At 73.2% G+C, this 16,923-nt stretch carries 14 protein-coding genes; 7 read left to right on the plus strand and 7 right to left on the minus strand.

Going from position 1 to position 16,923, the window contains the following annotated elements; all coding sequences use genetic code 11:
* Positions 1-55: 55 nt before the first annotated feature.
* Positions 56-625, minus strand: a complete 570-nt coding sequence (locus OG994_RS04750; protein ID WP_328852328.1) for a sigma-70 family RNA polymerase sigma factor — start codon at positions 623-625, stop codon at positions 56-58.
* Positions 626-781: 156 nt separating this feature from the next.
* On the opposite strand from OG994_RS04750, the gene OG994_RS04755 reads away from it, so the two are divergent.
* Together OG994_RS04755 and OG994_RS04760 are read left to right on the plus strand one after the other, a co-directional pair.
* Positions 782-1,234, plus strand: a complete 453-nt coding sequence (locus OG994_RS04755) for an OsmC family protein (RefSeq protein WP_120326495.1) — start codon at positions 782-784, stop codon at positions 1,232-1,234.
* A 78-nt stretch (positions 1,235-1,312) separates the two neighbouring features.
* Positions 1,313-2,218: a sigma-70 family RNA polymerase sigma factor gene (locus tag OG994_RS04760; protein ID WP_120326494.1), complete on the plus strand. Its 906-nt coding sequence runs from the start codon at positions 1,313-1,315 to the stop codon at positions 2,216-2,218.
* A 76-nt stretch (positions 2,219-2,294) separates the two neighbouring features.
* Here OG994_RS04760 and OG994_RS04765 read toward each other — a convergent pair whose 3' ends face one another.
* From OG994_RS04765 to OG994_RS04775, 3 genes are all read right to left on the minus strand, one after another.
* A complete protein-coding gene (locus OG994_RS04765; protein WP_120326493.1) occupies positions 2,295-3,029 on the minus strand; it encodes an SDR family oxidoreductase in 735 nt (244 codons plus the stop codon).
* A gap of 185 nt (positions 3,030-3,214) precedes the next feature.
* Positions 3,215-4,132 (minus strand): SDR family oxidoreductase, encoded by a 918-nt coding sequence (locus OG994_RS04770; protein ID WP_328852329.1) that lies wholly within the window; start codon positions 4,130-4,132, stop codon positions 3,215-3,217.
* Between the two features lie 76 nt (positions 4,133-4,208).
* A complete protein-coding gene (locus OG994_RS04775; RefSeq protein WP_328852330.1) occupies positions 4,209-4,949 on the minus strand; it encodes an SDR family oxidoreductase in 741 nt (246 codons plus the stop codon).
* Positions 4,950-5,034: 85 nt separating this feature from the next.
* On the opposite strand from OG994_RS04775, the gene OG994_RS04780 reads away from it, so the two are divergent.
* The gene (locus OG994_RS04780) at positions 5,035-5,643 is read left to right on the plus strand and encodes a TetR/AcrR family transcriptional regulator (RefSeq protein WP_328852331.1); all 609 of its coding nucleotides are present in this window, start codon (positions 5,035-5,037) and stop codon (positions 5,641-5,643) included.
* A 123-nt stretch (positions 5,644-5,766) separates the two neighbouring features.
* On the opposite strand, the gene OG994_RS04785 is transcribed toward OG994_RS04780, so the two are convergent.
* Positions 5,767-6,066 carry a hypothetical protein gene (locus OG994_RS04785; RefSeq protein WP_120326489.1) on the minus strand — a complete coding sequence of 100 codons (300 nt, stop codon included), beginning with the start codon at positions 6,064-6,066 and terminating at the stop codon, positions 5,767-5,769.
* A gap of 126 nt (positions 6,067-6,192) precedes the next feature.
* On the opposite strand from OG994_RS04785, the gene OG994_RS04790 reads away from it, so the two are divergent.
* Both OG994_RS04790 and OG994_RS04795 read left to right on the plus strand, forming a co-directional pair.
* Complete coding sequence (locus OG994_RS04790; protein ID WP_328852332.1) at positions 6,193-6,657, plus strand: SRPBCC domain-containing protein; 465 nt, start codon at positions 6,193-6,195, stop codon at positions 6,655-6,657.
* On the plus strand, positions 6,654-7,019 hold the full coding sequence (locus tag OG994_RS04795) for an ArsR/SmtB family transcription factor (RefSeq protein WP_328852333.1): 366 nt from the start codon (positions 6,654-6,656) through the stop codon (positions 7,017-7,019). Before OG994_RS04790 ends, OG994_RS04795 begins: the two co-directional genes overlap by 4 nt.
* A gap of 172 nt (positions 7,020-7,191) precedes the next feature.
* Here OG994_RS04795 and OG994_RS04800 read toward each other — a convergent pair whose 3' ends face one another.
* Complete coding sequence (locus OG994_RS04800) at positions 7,192-9,147, minus strand: NHL repeat-containing protein (RefSeq protein ID WP_328852334.1); 1,956 nt, start codon at positions 9,145-9,147, stop codon at positions 7,192-7,194.
* Positions 9,148-9,360: 213 nt separating this feature from the next.
* Complete coding sequence (locus tag OG994_RS04805) at positions 9,361-9,720, minus strand: hypothetical protein (protein WP_120326485.1); 360 nt, start codon at positions 9,718-9,720, stop codon at positions 9,361-9,363.
* A gap of 239 nt (positions 9,721-9,959) precedes the next feature.
* Here OG994_RS04805 and OG994_RS04810 point away from each other — a divergent pair, with 239 nt between their 5' ends.
* Positions 9,960-13,103, plus strand: a complete 3,144-nt coding sequence (locus tag OG994_RS04810) for a glycoside hydrolase family 78 protein (RefSeq protein WP_328852335.1) — start codon at positions 9,960-9,962, stop codon at positions 13,101-13,103.
* Positions 13,100-16,870 carry a glycosyl hydrolase gene (locus tag OG994_RS04815; RefSeq protein WP_328852336.1) on the plus strand — a complete coding sequence of 1,257 codons (3,771 nt, stop codon included), beginning with the start codon at positions 13,100-13,102 and terminating at the stop codon, positions 16,868-16,870. Before OG994_RS04810 ends, OG994_RS04815 begins: the two co-directional genes overlap by 4 nt.
* The last annotated feature ends 53 nt before the right edge of the window (positions 16,871-16,923 follow it).

A 16,923-nucleotide genomic window follows, 5' to 3' on the forward strand; every position in this document is an offset into this window, starting at 1 on the left:
CAGCGGGCCCTCCTGGTTCCCGGGGGAGTGGAAATAGGCGCAGGTCAGCGGCGCTTCAGCCCGCGGCGCTGCCCGGTGCCCGCCGGTGCGACACCGATCGGCCGTTCACGGCGGCGACCAGATCCTCACGGGCCCGGGCGACGCGGGAGCGGATGGTGCCGACGGGGCAGTCGCACACCTGTGCCGCCTCAGCGTAGGACAGCCCGAGGATCTGGGTCGCCACGAACGCCTCCCGCCGGTCCGCCGGCAACGCCGCGATGAGCTGCTCCAGCACGACCTCCCGGTCGAACCCCTCCCGCTGGGCGTCCGGGACGTCGTACTCGTCGGCCATCGGCACGGTGCGCGGCCGGGACGTGGCCGCGCGGACGTGGTCGACGGCGACCCGCCGCGCGATGGCGAGCAGCCACGTCACCGCCGACGACCGCGCCGCGAACGACGGCAGCGACCGCACCGCCCGCAGGTACGTCTCCTGCGTCAGGTCGGTCGCCTCCGACGGGGGGACCAGCGCCGACAGGAACCGGTGGACGCGCTGCTGGGTCGCCCGGACGAACCGGGCGCACGCCTCCCGGTCACCCCTGCCGGCAGCGAGGGCCCACGCCGTGACGTCCGCGTCGTCGTCGGTCACCCTGACACCTCCGTGGCCCGGTTCGAGAACGACGGGCTGTAGTAGTCGAGCGTCAGCGTACGCCAAGGGGGCCGGCGGGCGCGTCCCCCCGGGCCGGTCCGACCCTCGCCGGTCGCGGTGTCTCGGGCATCGGATCGTCCGGGTAGCGTGCCTGTCATGAGTGAGGACACGCTCCGTTCGGTGGAGATCGAGCGCACCAGCCTGGGGAACTACGTCGTGCGGAACGTCCGCGGCGGCTCCGTGTCGATGGGCGCGGGCGAGGACGGCAGCTTCACCCCGGTGGAGCTGCTGCTGGCGGCCATCGGGGGCTGCACGGCGATCGACGTGGATCACATCACCAGTCGCCGCGCCGAGCCGACCCGGTTCTCCGTCGAGGTCACCGGTGACAAGATCCGGGACGAGACCGGGGGCAACCGGATGACGAACCTCACGGTCACGTTCACCGTGGCGTTCCCCGAGGGCGCGGACGGCGACCGGGCGCGCGAGGCGCTGCCCCGGTCCCTGCAGCAGTCGCACGATCGGCTCTGCACCGTCTCCCGCACCGTCGAGCTGGGCACTCCCGTGTCGATCGTCGAGGCCACCGGCTCCACCGGCTCCACCGGCGGCTGAGTCCGCGGCGGGTCGCCGGGCGGCGGGGCGCCGCGGGCGGACGTGACGGCAGGCGCGACGGGGTCGGACGGGGGGGCGATGGAGGAATCCGCTGCGGATCGCGCGCGGGACGGCGCGGGCGACCTCACGGAGGCCGCGGAGGTCTTCACGAGCCTGCGGCCACGCCTGTTCGGGATCGCGTACCGCATGCTCAGCAGCGCCGCCGAGGCCGAGGACCTCGTGCAGGAGGTGTGGCTGCGGTGGCAGGCGACCGACCGGACGGCGGTCGTCAACCCGGCCGCGTTCCTGGCGACCACGACCACCCGCCTGGCCATCAACGCGCTGCGGTCGGCGCGGGTGCGGCGTGAGACGTACGTCGGACCGTGGCTGCCGGAACCCGTCGACACGGGCGCGGACCCCTACCTGGGCGCCGAGCGCGACGAGGCCCTGGAGTTCGCGGCGCTGCTGCTCATGGAGCGGCTCACGCCCCACGAGCGCGCCGCGTACGTCCTGCGGGAGGCGTTCGACTACCCGTACGCGCGGATCGCCGACATCCTGCGGTCCACCGAACCGGCGGTGCGCCAGCTGGTCAGCCGGGCGCGCCGCCACATGACGGAACAGCGGCGTACGCCGGTGAGCCCGGCCGCGCAGAGGGAACTGCTCGCCACGTTCGTCGCGGCCGCCCGCTCCGGCGACCTCGCCGAGTTGGAGCGGCTCTTCGCGGCGGACGTGACCAACATCGCCGACGGCAACGGCAGGGTGGGCGTCTCGCGCCGCCGGCTGGTGGGCGTGGCGCGGGTGGCGAAGTACCTGGCGGCGATCCGCTGGTTCTGGGACGGCGTCGAGGTGCGGTGGGCCAGCACGAACGGCCGCACCTCGGCCGTGCTGTGGCGCGGCGGCGAGGTGTACGGGCTCCTGACGGTCAGCGCCTCGACCGAGGGCATCGACCACGTGCTGTGGATGGTGAACCCGGAGAAGAACGCCGCGGTGCCCGCTGCGGCCTGACCCGCCACGTCACGGGAGGCAGGACGTGCCGGACGCGGCGGGCCCGCACGACGCGTGCCGTGCGGGCCCGGCCGGGTCAGCGCGCGAGCCACTCCCGGTAGGAGGTCCCGGCGATGACGGCGTCCTCCGGGGCGACGAGCGCGTCCCGCGGGGCGGCGGCGAACATCCCGGCGCTGTCGTCGGTGACGACGGTGCGCCGGTCGCCGCGCGCGGCGAGGGTGATCCGGCCCAGCTCGTCGAGCGGGAAGACCTCGGGACCGGCGACGTTGCGGATGCCCCGCAGCGGCGCGCCGACGCTCACGTCGGCCACGGCCCGGGCGACGTCGGCCGAGGCCATCGGCTGGACCCGGGTGGCGGGCAGGCGGACGGTGTTCTCGTCGGCGGTCCAGGACAGCACCGCGTCGACGAACTCGAAGAACTGCGTGGCGCGGACGATCGAGTACGGCACGGGGCCGGCCTTGAGGATGTCCTCCTGGAGCACCTTGGCGCGGTAGTAGGCGAGGTCCGGCACCTGGTCGACGCCGACGATCGACAGGATCACCGCGTGGCCGACGCCGGCCTGCGCCGCGGCCGTGAGCATGGTGTCCATCGTCGTGCGGAAGTACGCGGGCGACGCCTCGTCGAACGTCGGCGAGTTCGTCAGGTTGACGACGACGTCGGCCCCCGTCAGCGCCTCGGGCACGCCCTGGCCGGTGAGCAGGTCGACACCGGTGGACGGGGAGTGCGGCGTCGCCTCGTGCCCGCTCCCGTTGAGGAGCCTGACGACCTGCGACCCGATGAGCCCCGTACCGCCGATGACAGCGATCTTCATGGTGGTGACCTTTCGCGGTGTCGGATGAGATTCACTCTCACCCGGGAAGACCGGCCAGCCGTGCGGGCTGTGACAGGTCACCCCCGCGTGTGATCCGGCGAACAGGCGCCCCCGTGGGACCGCCGCCGGCCACGGGGGCGTTGCGGTCCCGGCTCTCCTCGGCACCGCGCCGCCCCCGGTGACGCTCAGGCGGCGGGGACGTGGGGGGTGAGCAGGTCCGCCAGGCCGATCCGGCGCAGGAACTCCGTCCGGATCCGGTCGCCGACCGCGTTGACGACCTCGGCGCCGTCGTCGGCGGGGTCGATGTGCACCCGGAAGGGCCGCCTGCCCGCCGGCGTGTCGACCACCCGCACGATGGCCCGGGCCACGTCGGCCACGTCGGCGTCCGCGGGCTCCAGCTCGGCGAGGCTCCTGCCGACCTGGTCCATGAGGCCGGGGTACCGCGTGTCGTACGCGGCCACGACCGCCTGGTCGGCCGGGTGGCCGCTGTTGGCGAAATGGTTGGTGCCGTGGGTGAACGCGCCGGGCACGATGATCGACGTGTCGATGTTGAAGCGTGCCAGTTCGGCGGCGTAGCTCACCGCGAGGGAGTCCATCGCCGCCTTGGCGGCGAAGTACGGCGCGAGGTAGGGCGGGGTGCCGCCGCGGGTGCTGGAGCTGCCCACCCAGACGAGCAGCCCCTCCTGCCGATCGCGCAGGTACGGCAGGACCGCCCGGTTGATCCGTTGGGTGCCGAGCACGTTGGTGTCGTACAGGTCCGCGAGCTGTTCCGGGGTGAACGCCTCGGCCGGACCGGTGACCATGTGTCCCGCGTTGTGCACCACCACGTCGATTCGGCCGGCGTCGGCGAGGACGACACCGATCGCCGCCGTGACGGACTCGTCGGAGCGGACGTCGAGTTCGACGGTCCGCAGGTCGACACCGAACTCGGCGGCGTACGCCCGCGCCTCGGCGACGCGGGGGGCGTTCCGGCCGCCGGTGTCACGGATGCCGGCGTAGACGGTGTGCCCGGCGCGGGCCAGGGCGCGGGCGGTGAGGGCGCCGAAGCCGCTGGAGGCGCCGCTGATGACGATCACCTTCGGGTCGTGCGAGGGGTTGGTCATGGTTGTTCCTTCTGTCGGCGGGTGCGCCGGGGCACTCGGAGGGGGACGGGGCCGGCTGTCGTGTCGCCGGTGGAGGTCAGATGGCGCCACCGTTGGCGTAGAGGACCTGGCCGTTGACCCACCGGCCGGGGCCGGCGAGGAAGGCGACGAGCTCGGCGATGTCCTCGGGGGTGCCGATGCGCTCCAGCGGCGGCTCGGCGGCCATGCGGGCGAGGGTCTGCTCGTCCTTGCCCTGCAGGAAGAGGGCGGTGGCCGTGGGGCCGGGGGCGACCGCGTTGACGGTGACGTCCCGGCCGCGCAGCTCGCGGGCGAGGATGAGGGTGATCGCGGAGACGGCCCCCTTGCTGGCGGCGTAGGCGCTGTAGCCGGGGCGGGCGAAGCGGGTCAGCGAGCTGGAGAAGTTGATGATGGCCCCACCGCGGCGTACGCGCCGGGCGGCCTGCTGGTCGACGGCGAAGGTGCCGCGGACGTTGACCCGCAGCATGCGGTCGAGGTCGTCGAGGGCGAGGTCGGCCAGCGGGGCGAGGGTCATCATGCCGGCGGCGTGGACCACGACGTCGACGCCGCCGTACTCCCGCTCGGCGGCGTCGAAGAGCGCCGCCACGGCCGTCTCGTCGGCGACGTCGGCCGCCACCGCGATGGCGCTGCCGCCGGCCGCCCGGGCGGCTTCCACGGCGGCCTGCGCCTCGGTCTCGTTGCCGCGGTAGTTGACGACCACCGCGTACCCGTCGGCGGCGAGGCGTTCGACGACCTGCCGGCCGATGCCCCGCGACCCTCCGGTGACGATCGCGACCCGCGGCGCGTTGTTCGAGTTCATGGATTTCTCCTCTGCCTCAGCTCTTGTGTACGCTGTGTCCATATAACCAGCCCGGAGACACAGTGTCCATATAATTGGAGGCTCCGTGAGCCAGCTCACCCCCGATGCCGGCCCGCCACTTCGCCGAGGGCGCGGGCGACGCCCCGCCGACCAGGTGCGGGCGGAGATCCTCGCTGCCGCGGGGAAGCTCCTGCTCGCCGAGGGCATGGCGGGCTTCACCATCGAGAAGGTCGCGGCCCAGGCCGGTGCCAGCCGCATGACCATCTACAAGTGGTGGCCCTCCAAGGGCGCGCTGGCCCTGGACGGCTACTTCACCGTCGTCGGGCCCACGCTGGCCTTCCACGACACCGGTGACGTCGTGGCCGACCTGACCAGCCAGCTCGTGGCCTTCGTCCATCTGATGAACGACACACCCGCCGGGCGGGTCATCAGCCAGCTCATCGCGCAGGCCCAGACCGACCCCGATCTGGCCGCCGCCTACCGCCAGCGCTACTCGGCGCCACGCCGCGCGCTCGCCGTGGAGGCCATCAACCGGGCCGTGGCCCGGGGGCAGCTCCGCGCCGACATCGACCCCGAGTCCGTCGTCGACCAGCTCTGGGGGGCCTGCTACCACCGGTTGCTCATCCCCGACCAGCCCCTCACCGAGGAGTTCGCCCGGACGCTGGTCGACAACCTCATGCGCGGGCTGCGCTGACGCGCGCGTGCCCGGGGTCGGCGTCGCGGACGCCGCCGGCTTCCGGCCGGACCGGGCGTCGCCGACGGTGGCGGGCCACGCCGACGGCGGCGGAACGGCCCGGGCGGCGCCGGCCGAGAGGGCTCAGAAACGCACCGGGAAGAGTTCGGTACGGGCGACCGCGGCATCGCGTTCCGCCGTCAGGGCGACCCGGCGCTCGTCGCGCAGGTAGGCGTCGAGGGCCGCCTGGTGCGGGAAGCGGTACAGCTGGATCTCGTCGGGTCGTCCGTCGGCGCCGTCGGCGAAGGCGCGGTGCACGACCTCGCCGCCGTGCTCGACGATCCAGGGCAGGACGCGATCCTCGTACTCGTGCAGGGCGTCCGCGCGCCCCGGGTGGGCCCACAGCAGGCAGCACAACCGGACATCGTCCGTGGGGGACGTCATGGGCGCGACGCTATCGCGGGCCGGCGTGGGTCCGCCTTCCGCACGCCGTCACGCAACCAATGGTTGCGCATCCTGGGTGACTCCGTTAGCGTGATGCGCAACCAAAGGTTGCGAAAGGTGGCGAGCATGGAGTTCGGAACGATCGAACGCGAGATTCACGTCGACGCCTCACCCGAGGTCGTCTTCGACGTGGTGAGCAGTCCGGAGCACCTGCGCGAGTGGTGGCCCGACGAGGCGGAGTACCCGGCCGTGCCCGGGGGAGCGGGGCGGATCCGCTTCGGGGACCCGGCGCGGGGCGGGGCCTGGGTGCAGTTCACCGTCGTCGACGCCGTGCCGCCGCGGCTCTTCTCCTTCCGGTGGACCCACGAGGAGGGGCAACGGGCGGCGCCGGGCAACTCGTTCCTGGTCGTCTTCGAGCTCCAGCCCACCGGGACCGGGACGCTCCTGCGGATGACCGAGAGCGGCTTCCGCGAACGCGGCTGGGACGAGGCGAAGGTCGCCACCGAGTACGAGGCACACGTCAGCGGCTGGGACCACTTCCTGCCGCGCCTGCCGGCGTACGCCGCCAAGGTCGAAGCGGCCACCGCATGAGCGTCACGGTGGACGACGACCTCTGGTCGGCCGTCGGCGACCCGATCCGGCGCCGGATGCTCGACCTGCTGCTGAGCGACGGCAGTGGGACGGCGACCAGCCTGAGCGAGCACCTGCCGGTGACCCGCCAGGCCGTGGCGAAGCATCTCCTCGTCCTCGACCGGGTCGGCCTGGTGCGCGCCACCGCGGCCGGCCGCGAGAAGCAGTTCCGCGTCGACGAGGCCCAGTTGGCCCGGGCCGTCGCCCAGCTCGCGGACGTCGGCGCGGCCTGGGACGCCCGTCTTCGCCGGATCAAGCGCATCGCGGAGACGATCCAACGCGGCCGGGACACGGACGACGAGCCCACGAAGAGTCAGCGGTAGAGGGGGACGCGGAGATGGCGCCACGCGATGTGAGGATCGACAACTGGAACTGAGCCGGCCCCGGGACGGTGACCCGGTGGCGCCGTCCCGCCCGGTCGGCGCCGGCGGGCCCGCCGACCGGTGTCCCGGACGCGCCGCACCCCTGTCCTGCGGCGCGCCCGGGCGGCCCCGGTCAGCTCAGGTCGACCCGGATCAGGTTGAGGCCCCGGGTGGTGAAGAGGGTCCGCGCCCCGTCGGTGACCACTTCGGGCGTACCGAACCAGGACTGGTTGAGCCCGTCGGCGAGCACGCTCGGCGTCGGTTCGTGCCGGGTGACCCGGACCGTCCACAGCCGGCCGCCGTCGGTGCCGAAGACCCGGTCGTCGATCACGGCCAGCTTCCCGCCGACCGCGCCGACGTCGACGCGCCAGAGCACCTCGCGGGTACGCGGATCCAGGGCGAACAGCTCGCCGTCGCGGGTCATGCCGACCAGCACCCGGCCGATGAGCTTGAGGTCGACGATCACGCCGCCCTCGGTCGGCTCGACGAGCCAGGCCAGCCGCTCGGTCCGGTAGTCGAAGTACGCGAGTTTCGCCCGGGTCGTCGTCGGTGTGGTGCCGTAGCCGTTGACGATGCTGCCGCCGAGGAAGACGCCGTGCGGGTCGGGGCAGACGGACTGCACGGTCTGGTCCGGCAGGATGCCCCGCCAACTGCGGAACCGCTGGCCGTCCCAGATGTTGAGGGCGCCCTCCCAGCGGCCGTAGTCCGGCTCGGTGGACATGAGGACCAGGCCCCGGCGTGGGTCCACGGTCACCGACGTCGGGCGGGTCTGCTCCTGGGCGGCGTCGACCCGCGCCACCTCCGTCACCGCCCGTCCGTCGGCGGGCATGGTGAGGTAGCGGGCCAGGGTGTAGACGCCCATGTGCACGACTCCGCCGTGCGCCTCCATGTCCTTGGCCTCGCCGCCGAAGGGCACCCGGAAGGTCGGGAACGCGGGGGTGACCTCGGTGGAGACGACCTGCACGCCGAGGGTGCCGCCGACGACGATCCGGTCCCCGGCGTGGCACAGCGACATCGGCCGCTCCGGGGTCGGGGCGAGGTCGGGGGAGCTCATGTCCAGCGCTTCCGTGGTGCGCGTGTCCAGGTCGTAGAGGATGCCGCCGGCGCTCTGGACCGCCCAGAGGCGGCCGTCGTCGAGGAAGCCGAGCCGTACGTTCGACGCCTCCGCGACCGGCACCCCGACCAGGGTGGGCGTGCTGTCGCCGAGGCGGAAGCGGTAGAGCGACCCGCTCGGGCGGGTGGTGTAGAAGACCTCGTCGTCCCGGCTGGTGATGCCGACGACGAACGAGTCGTCGGGGGTCTTGAGGATCTGGTAGCGGCTGGTGTCGCGGGTGTCGATCACGAGGATCTCGGCGGTGGGCGAGATGCCGACCACGAGGTGGTCGCCGGCGAGGTGGCAGACGGCGCCGAAGGTGCGGTCGCGCAGTTCGGCCGGGAGGATGTCGGTGCGGGTGCCGGTGGCCCGGTCGTAGGCGACAAGCCCGGCGTGCGATCCGATGCCGCAGTAGACGGTGGTGTCGGTGGCCACCAGGTCGCGGACGTAGGTGTCGTCGGGGTCCATCCGGCCGTGGTCGGTGGCACGGCCGGTCGCCGGGTCGTACTCCCACAGCCGCGCCGAGGGGTAGGTGCCGACGAAGATCCTGCCGTCGGGCGAGGCCTTGGTGTTCCAGCCGACCTCCTGCCGGAGGTCGAGCACCTGGGTCACGTCGAGGGTGCGGGTGTCCACCCGGAACAGCAGCCCGGGGGAGTACGAGGAGACGAAGACGTCGGTGCCGACGGCGTCGATGCCCCAGATGCCGGGGACGCCGGGGATGAGCGCGGTCTTGGTGATCCGGCGCTCGGTCAGGTCGTACGCGGCGACCCGGGTCGGCAGGATCTGGCGGGTGGCGAACCAGATCTCGTTGCCGACCCGCACGCCGTTGCCGAAGTTGAGCACCTGGGAGGCGGGGCCGAGATCGCTGATCGCCACCCCGAGCGGCTCGGCGAGGGGGTCACCGGATGCGGCCTGAGCCGCCCGTGGCAATACGGCTCCGGCCGCTACCGCCCCGACGCCGGCGAGGACCGCCCGCCGCGAGAGACTTCCCGACATCGTGCATCCTCCCGAGTGATCGTTCCCGAGGACTCCTACGGCCGCCAGAGATTACGGACAGGACCGTTAATGGGCGACCTTAGAGCAGAGCCGATCCACCGTCAACGGTCCGGGCTGGACGCCCCGGTGAGCGCGGCCCCTCGGTGACCATCGGGAGGGGGCGGTGCGGGCCGCCGGGCGGGACGGTGGGCCGCCCCGCCCGGCGTTGCGGGATCAGCCGCCGCAGTTGTTGTTGCGCGCGGGCTGGGTCAGCTTCTCCTGCGTGCCGAACTTCGCGTAGACCCGCAGGTAGCACGGCAGGTCGACGTCGCCGTAGTAGCTCGTGACCTCGTTGTCGTAGTAGGTGGTGCCGCTGTCCGCGACCTGCCAGGTGCCGCTGTCGCCGGACTGGATCTCCCAGTAGACGTCGCCGGCGCAGCCCTCCAGGCCCTGTGACCAGGCGATGATGTTGGCCCCGTTGTAGATCTCGGACTGCACCAGGGTGCAGGCGGCGGCCTGTGCGGGTGCGGCGCCGACGAACAGCCCGGCCGTCAGCAGGGCTCCCGCTCCGAGCGCCGACATCAGCTTGCGCATGCTCCGTACCTCCAAGGTGGACGGTGGATCACTTCCCGGAGGGTAGCCGGGCAGGAAAAGCAGTTTCAAGATTGTTGGTCGACTCGTCAAAATTCTTCATCGATGGTGATGGTGCCTCCGGGCCGCCTCGCCACCCCCTCGACCCGCCGCCGTGCGTGGCCGGATCCGGTCAGATCGTTGACCATCGGGATCGATGTCCGATCTCCTGGGCGGACCGACCACTCGCCCAGGAGCCCGTCTTGCCCCGGAAACTCGCCACCCTCGCCGCCGCTGTCGCCCTGTGCCTCGTCGGCACGGTGGGCGCCGCCGGCGCGCCGGCGTCCGCCTCCGCGTCCGCCCGCAGGGACCTGCACGTACGACAGCTGACCACGAACGGCCAGCACGATCCGCTCGGCATCGACGACCCGACGCCGCGGTTCGGCTGGCTGTTGCAGGCCACGCGCCGCGGGCAGGCGCAGGGCGCCTACCGGCTCCTGGTGGCCTCGAACCCGAGCCGGCTCCACGCGGGTCGGCCCGACGTGTGGGACAGCGGCCGGGTCGAGGCCCGCGACTCCACCCAGGTGGCGTACCGCGGCCCTGAGCTGCGCTCGCGCAGCCGCTACTACTGGACCGTCCGGGTGTGGGACGCCGCCGGCCGTGCGGCCGGCCCGGCGCCGGTGGCGTGGTTCGAGACCGGCCTGCTGGAGGAGTCCGACTGGTCGGCGGACTGGATCGCCCGGGACGTCGCCACGTGGCTGCCGACCGAGAGCGCCGAGCAGGACCACCCGGCCTCGCTGCGGTCCGGACACACGCTGGGGCAGACGTTCACCGCCGACCGGCCCTTCGACGCGGCCGCCGGACGCATGCCGACGTGGAACACCGCCGACTCCGACTTCACGGTGACCCTGCGCCGGGACGGCCCGAGCGGCGAGGTGCTCGCGACCCGACGCCTGGTCGACCACCCCGACAACGCCTGGGGCGAGGTGCGGCTCGACCGGCCGGCCGAGCCGGGGACCTACTACCTGGAGATGTCCGACCTCGACGGCACGGCCGGGTGGTGGAGCCACACCGGCGACGTGTACGAGCACGGGAGCGCGTACGCCGACGGACAGCCGGTCGCCGGCGACCGTACGGTGCGGTGGAGCCCGACCGTCGAGGTGCAGGACGAGCGCACGTCCCAGCTGCGCAAGGAGTTCCGGGCGGGCCGCGACGTCGTCCGCGCGCGGCTGTACGTCACGGCGCTCGGCGTCTACGACGTGCGGCTCAACGGCAGCATGGTCAGCCGGGACCGCTTCGCGCCCGGGTGGACGGACTACACCAAGCGCGTGCAGTACCAGACGTACGACGTCACCCGGCTGCTCCGCGCCGGCGACAACGCCATCGGCGTACGTCTGTCGACCGGCTGGTACGCGGGCCGGGTCGCGATCTACGGCCCCAACCTCTACGGCGACCTGCCGGGTGTGCTCGGCCAGTTGGAGATCACGTACCGGAACGGGTCGACCCAGACCGTGGTGACGGACACCTCGTGGCGCGGCACGCGGGGGCCGATCCGGTCCTCGGACATGCTCGACGGCGAGGACTACGACGCGCGCGAGGAGACCCCGGGGTGGAGCCGCCCCGGCTACGACGACAGCGGCTGGGAGCGGGCCGTCGAGAAGACCGGCGTGACCGCCGAACTCGTCGCGCAGGCCGACCCGCCGGTGCGGGTGACGCAGGAGCTGCCGACGCGGCGGATGACGCAGCCCCGACCGGGCACGTACGTCTTCGACCTGGGCCAGAACATGGTCGGCACCGCGCGCGTCCGCGTCCGCGGCGCGGAGCCGGGGCAGCGGTTGACGATCCGCTACGGCGAAGAGGTGAACCCGGACGGCACGCTCTACACCGCCAACCTGCGCTCGGCCAAGGCCACCGACCACTACACGGCCTCAGGCGCCGACATCGAGACGGTCGACCCGGTGTTCACCTTCCACGGGTTCCGGTACGTCGAGGTCACCGGCTATCCGGGACAGCCACGTCCCGACGACGTGGTGGGCCAGGTGATCGGCACGGACACGCCGGTGACCGGCTCCCTGCGGACCTCCAGCCCGATGCTCAACCAGTTGCAGAGCAACATCGTCTGGTCGCAGCGCGGCAACTTCCTGAGCGTCCCGACCGACTGCCCGCAGCGCGACGAGCGGATGGGCTGGACCGGCGACATCAACGTGTTCGCACCGACGGCGGCGTTCAACATGGACGTGTCGACGTTCCTCGGTGACAAGTGGCTGCGGGACCTGCGCGACGCGCAGCGCGCCGACGGCGCGTTCACCGACGTGGCGCCGTACGTCCCGGTCGTGGGCGGCGGCAACGCCGGCTGGGGGGACGCCGGCGTGACGGTGCCGTACACCGTCTGGCAGACGTACGGCGACACCGAGGTCATCGAGGAGAACTACGACGCGATGGCCGCGTGGATCGACTACCTCGAGGCGAACAGCGACGGCTACATCCGGCCCGACGCCGGGTACGGCGACTGGCTGAACCTCGACGACAACACCCCCCGCGACCTCATCGGCACCGCGTACTTCGCGCACGTGACCCGGCTGCTGTCGCAGATGGCCGCCGCGATCGGTCGCACGGCCGACGCCCAGGAGTACGCGGCGCTGGCCGACGCGGTCACCGACGCGTTCGTGGCCCGGTACGTCGGCGCCGACGGCCGGCTCCCCGGCGACGCGCAGGCCGGCTACGTGATCGCGCTGTCGTTCGGGCTGATCCCCGACGACCTGGTCGACGAGGCCGCCGACCACCTGGTGGCCAACCTCGAACGGCACGACTGGCACCTGGCCACCGGGTTCCTCGGGACGCCGGACCTGCTGCCGGTGCTCACCGCGACCGGCCACACGGACGTCGCGTACCGGCTCGTCAACCAGCGCAGCTACCCGTCCTGGGGCTACGAGATCGACAAGGGCGCCACCACCATCTGGGAGCGGTGGAACTCGATCATGCCGGACGGCAGCTTCGGCGACGTCGGCATGAACTCGTTCAACCACTACGCCTACGGCGCGGTCGGCAACTGGATGTACCGCACGATCGCCGGCATCCAGCCGGACCCGGCCAGCCCCGGGTACGCGCACTTCCGCGTGGCGCCGCAGCCCGGAGGCGGGCTGACCTCGGCGCGGGCCTCGTACGAGAGCGCCTACGGCACGATCACCTCCGCGTGGTCGCTGCGCCACGGCGATCTCACCCTGGAGGTCACCGTGCCGGTCAACACGACCGCCACGATCGAGATCCCCGCCGACGCGGCCGTCCGGGAGGGCGGGCGGCCGGTGGCCGGCGCGCCGGGCGTGCGCGCGGTCGCGCGCGACGGCGACGTCCTGCGCGTCGAGGTCGGTTCGGGCAGCTACCGGTTCACCGAGGGGAGCGACTCATGACCGCGCGACGGATGCGGCGGCTCGCCGTCGGGCTGGCCACGGCGGCGTTGCTCGTCGCCGCGCCGCAGCCCGCGCTCGCCCAGCGCCCCGGCACCGCGGCGCAGCCGGAGTGGGACGCCCGCACCGGCCGGCTCGACCCGGCCGCGTTCACCGCTCCGCCGAGCACCAGCCGACCCCACGCGTTCTGGTTCTGGAACGGCGAACTCACCGAGGCCGAGCTCGCCCGCCAGCTCGACGAGATGCGGGCCGGCGGCGTGGAGGAGTTCTTCATCCACCCCCGCCAGGGCCTCGGCGGCGAGTTCGGGGTGACGGAGAACGACTACTACCTGTCCACGGACTACTTCGACAAGGTGGAGTACGCCGTCGAGCAGGCGGCCCGGCGCGGCATGAAGGCCTGGCTGTACGACGACCTCAACTGGCCGAGCGGCTTCGCCGGCGGCCGCACCGTACGCGGCGGCACGGTGGACGGGCGCACCGTCGAGGCGGACCCGACCTACGTGCCGTGGTACCTCACCCCCATCGCGGCCGACGTGGCCGGCGGCACCACGTACGACCAGCCGGTGCCGGTGCAGGACCGGCCCGGCCCGGTCGACGACGAACTGGTCGCGGCGCTCGCCTACCGCAAGGCGGGGCAGGGCTCCTGCGTGACCGGCGGCCAGGCGCGCGGCGTCGCGCTCGACGGGGAGTCCGTGCGGGAGCTGACCCCGCGAGACGGGCGGATCACGTGGACCGCGCCGGAGGGCGACTGGTGCCTCGTCCAGCTCGTGCAGCGCCCACTGCTCAACTACCACCCGGACCTGGAGCCGGACGAGCCGTACGTCGACATGCTGAACCCCGACGTCACCGCGAAGTTCATCGACATCACCCACGAGACGTACGCCGACCGGGTCGGTGACCACTTCGGCACCACGATCCAGGGCATCTTCAACGACGAGCCCGGCTTCTACAACAACTTCCCGGACGGCCGCGGCGGCGCCGACTCACGCGGATCGGTGGCCTGGACCCCCGGCTTCCGCGCCTACCTGACCCGCAACGCCGGCTACGACCTGACCCGTGACCTCGCGGCGCTGTGGTACGACACCGGCGCCCGGACGACGCGGGTGCGGGTCGCGTACCACGACGCCCTGTCCGACCGGTACAACGAGGCGCACACCGCGCCGCTCGCCCGCTGGGCCGAGGAGCACGGCATCGCCCTGATCTCCAACCCGCTGGTCGAGGAGGACCTCGGCAGCCACCGGCTGATCGAGGGCGGCAGCTGGTTCGAGATGCAGCGCCACTACCACCTGCCCGGGATGGACCTGATCAGCGGCCTCGACACGTCCGCCGTCACCCCGAAGCTCAACTCCTCGGTGGCGCACCTGTTCGGCCGCGACCGCAACCTGGCCGAGACCTTCGGCGCCTTCGGCTGGGACCTCACCGTCGAGGAGATGCGCCGGACGGTCGCCTGGGAGGCGGCCGGGGGAGTCGACCTGATCGACAACCACGCCTTCTACTACTCGATCGACGGGCAGCGGGCGTCGGAGTCCCCGCCGAGCGAGTTCTTCCAGAACCTGTTCTGGCCGCGCTTCGGCGCGTACTCGGCGTACGTCGGGCGGCTGACCGAGCCGGCCCGCGGGGCCCGGCCGGTCAACCCGGTCGGCGTGCTCTACCCGAGCTCGTCGATCATGGCGACCGGCACGCCGTGGGACGTGCGGGGGTTCGCCGGCAACGGGCCGGCGCTGGGGCCGGTCGACGCGTCGTGGAAGGCGACGTCGAACACGCTGCTCGACGCGCAGCTCGACTTCGACTACCTCGACGAGCTGGCGCTGGCCGGCGACCCCGACCTGGGTGTGGACCTCGACGTCGACCACGGTGACCTGACGCTCCGCGACCAGCGCTGGCAGGCGCTCGTCCTGCCGCGCACCACGGTGCTGTCGCTGGCGGCGCTCGACACCATCGAGAAGGTGGTGCGCACCGGCGGCACCGTCGTCGCGGTCGACGGCCTCCCGACGCACGAGGCGAAGGGCCGGGACGCGCAGCTCCGCCAGCGGCTGACGGCGTTGTTCGGCACCGACCCGCAGGCGCCGCGGGAGTCGCGGGTGACGCACCGCAAGGGCGGCCTCGCGGTGTTCCTGCCGGATCGCAGCCGGCTCGCCGAGGTCGTCCGCGAGCGCGTGACGGCGGGCGTCACCCTGACGCCGCCCACGTCGGCCGTCCGGGTGCGGCACGTGCAGCGCGGCGCCGACCACGCCTTCCTGCTGGTGAACCTGACCGACGACGCGGTGCGGACGACGGCGGACTTCGACGTGGCCGGCGTGCCCGAGCTGTGGGACCCGGACACCGGCGAGCGCCGGGTCGCGCCGGTGTACGGCACCGGCGCGAGATCGAGCACCGTCGACCTGGACCTCGACCCGTACGAGGCGACCTGGGTGGTGTTCCGACCGGGGGCGTACGTCGCGGCCCGCACACCGCACCTGACCGCGACCAACGCCGCGGAGGTGACGGCCGTGACCGCCGCGCGCGGCGGCGTCCGCGCGACACTCGTCACCGACGAGCCCGGCGCCCTGTACGCCGTGGGCCGGCTCGGCGGTCGGCAGTACGCCGCGCGGACCACCGTCACCGACCCGCTGGAGCCGATCACGCTCGACGGCGACTGGGCGTTCCGGTTCGACGCCGACGGGGCGCGGACGGTCGAACGCCCGCTGGGCAGCTGGACCGACCTCGATCCCCGGTTCTCCGGCTCCGGGGTCTACACCCGCGAGGTCGACGTTCCCGCCGGCTTCCTCGCCGACCGGCGACGCGTCCAACTGGACCTGGGCGACGTCCGTGAGCTGGCCTCGGTGTCGGTCAACGGAGACCGCCCCACCCCGGTCGACGCGCGCCCGTACGTCGTCGACGTCACCGACCGGCTGCGGCCCGGCGCCAACACGATCGAGGTCACGGTCACCAACACGCAGGCCAACGCGATCCAGGGCAACGCCCGCGCGTCCGGCCTCCTCGGGCCGGTGCGCCTGCGGCCCGAGCGCGTCGTGACGCTCGACCTGGAACGGGGCGCCGAGGTCACGTCGTACGACCTGACCGTGGACCCGGTCCGGACCACCGTGCTTCCCGGCGCGACGAGCACCGTCCGGGCCAGGATCGACGGGGTGGCACCCGACCGGTTGGTGGGGACGCTGACGACGGAGGCACCGGCCGGATGGACGGTGGACCCGGCCAGCGTCCCGGTCGCGGTGGAGTCCGACGGCCGCCGGGTCGCGTGGGACGTCCCGGTCCGGGTGACGGCGCCGGCCGGCGCGGCCGAGGGGTCGTACGACCTCGCCGTGCGCTTCCAGGGCCAGGGCGGCGAGACGATCACCCGTGCCGTCACGGTGCAGGTCGCGAACGCGTTCGCCGCGTGGGAGTTCGAGACCGACGGCGACGCCGAGGGGTGGACGGCGGCCAACCAGGTGACCCCCCTGACCGTGTCGGGCGGCGCGCTGCGGTTCTCGTCCACCGGCGGTGACCCGTACCTCGTCGGGCCGGCCGTCGACGTCGATCTCACCGGCGGAGCGGTCGTCGAGATCGTCATGCAGTCGTCGACCGCGGGGGCCGGCCAGGTGTTCTGGGCCACCACCGAGGGCGGCTTCGCCGAGTCGCGCAGCGGCGTGTTCGACACGGTCGCCGGCACGCACACCTACCGGGTGCCGATCCCGGCGCAGGCCGCCCACCTGCTGCGCCTGCGACTCGACCCGCTCCGGGACGCGGGGGACCTCGCAGTACAGGGGATCCGGGTGCTGCCGGCAGGCTGACCGCCACGACCGGGCGGCCCGCGACGGACCGGTGCCGCCGGGCCCGCGGGGCC

Origin of the sequence: Micromonospora globbae (assembly GCF_036184225.1) — a bacterium.
Taxonomy (GTDB): Bacteria; Actinomycetota; Actinomycetes; order Mycobacteriales; family Micromonosporaceae; genus Micromonospora; species Micromonospora globbae.

Bases quoted from the DNA above. Each gene is read 5' to 3' on its own strand.
- OG994_RS04775 (WP_328852330.1), bottom strand. From the start codon at position 4,949: ATGAACTCGAACAACGCGCCGCGGGTCGCGATCGTCACCGGAGGGTCG.
- OG994_RS04760 (WP_120326494.1), top strand. From the start codon at position 1,313: ATGGAGGAATCCGCTGCGGATCGCGCGCGGGACGGCGCGGGCGACCTC.
- OG994_RS04790 (WP_328852332.1), top strand. From the start codon at position 6,193: ATGGAGTTCGGAACGATCGAACGCGAGATTCACGTCGACGCCTCACCC.
- OG994_RS04805 (WP_120326485.1), bottom strand. From the start codon at position 9,720: ATGCGCAAGCTGATGTCGGCGCTCGGAGCGGGAGCCCTGCTGACGGCC.
- OG994_RS04765 (WP_120326493.1), bottom strand. From the start codon at position 3,029: ATGAAGATCGCTGTCATCGGCGGTACGGGGCTCATCGGGTCGCAGGTC.
- OG994_RS04755 (WP_120326495.1), top strand. From the start codon at position 782: ATGAGTGAGGACACGCTCCGTTCGGTGGAGATCGAGCGCACCAGCCTG.
- OG994_RS04795 (WP_328852333.1), top strand. From the start codon at position 6,654: ATGAGCGTCACGGTGGACGACGACCTCTGGTCGGCCGTCGGCGACCCG.
- OG994_RS04815 (WP_328852336.1), top strand. From the start codon at position 13,100: ATGACCGCGCGACGGATGCGGCGGCTCGCCGTCGGGCTGGCCACGGCG.
- OG994_RS04770 (WP_328852329.1), bottom strand. From the start codon at position 4,132: ATGACCAACCCCTCGCACGACCCGAAGGTGATCGTCATCAGCGGCGCC.
- OG994_RS04785 (WP_120326489.1), bottom strand. From the start codon at position 6,066: ATGACGTCCCCCACGGACGATGTCCGGTTGTGCTGCCTGCTGTGGGCC.
- OG994_RS04800 (WP_328852334.1), bottom strand. From the start codon at position 9,147: ATGTCGGGAAGTCTCTCGCGGCGGGCGGTCCTCGCCGGCGTCGGGGCG.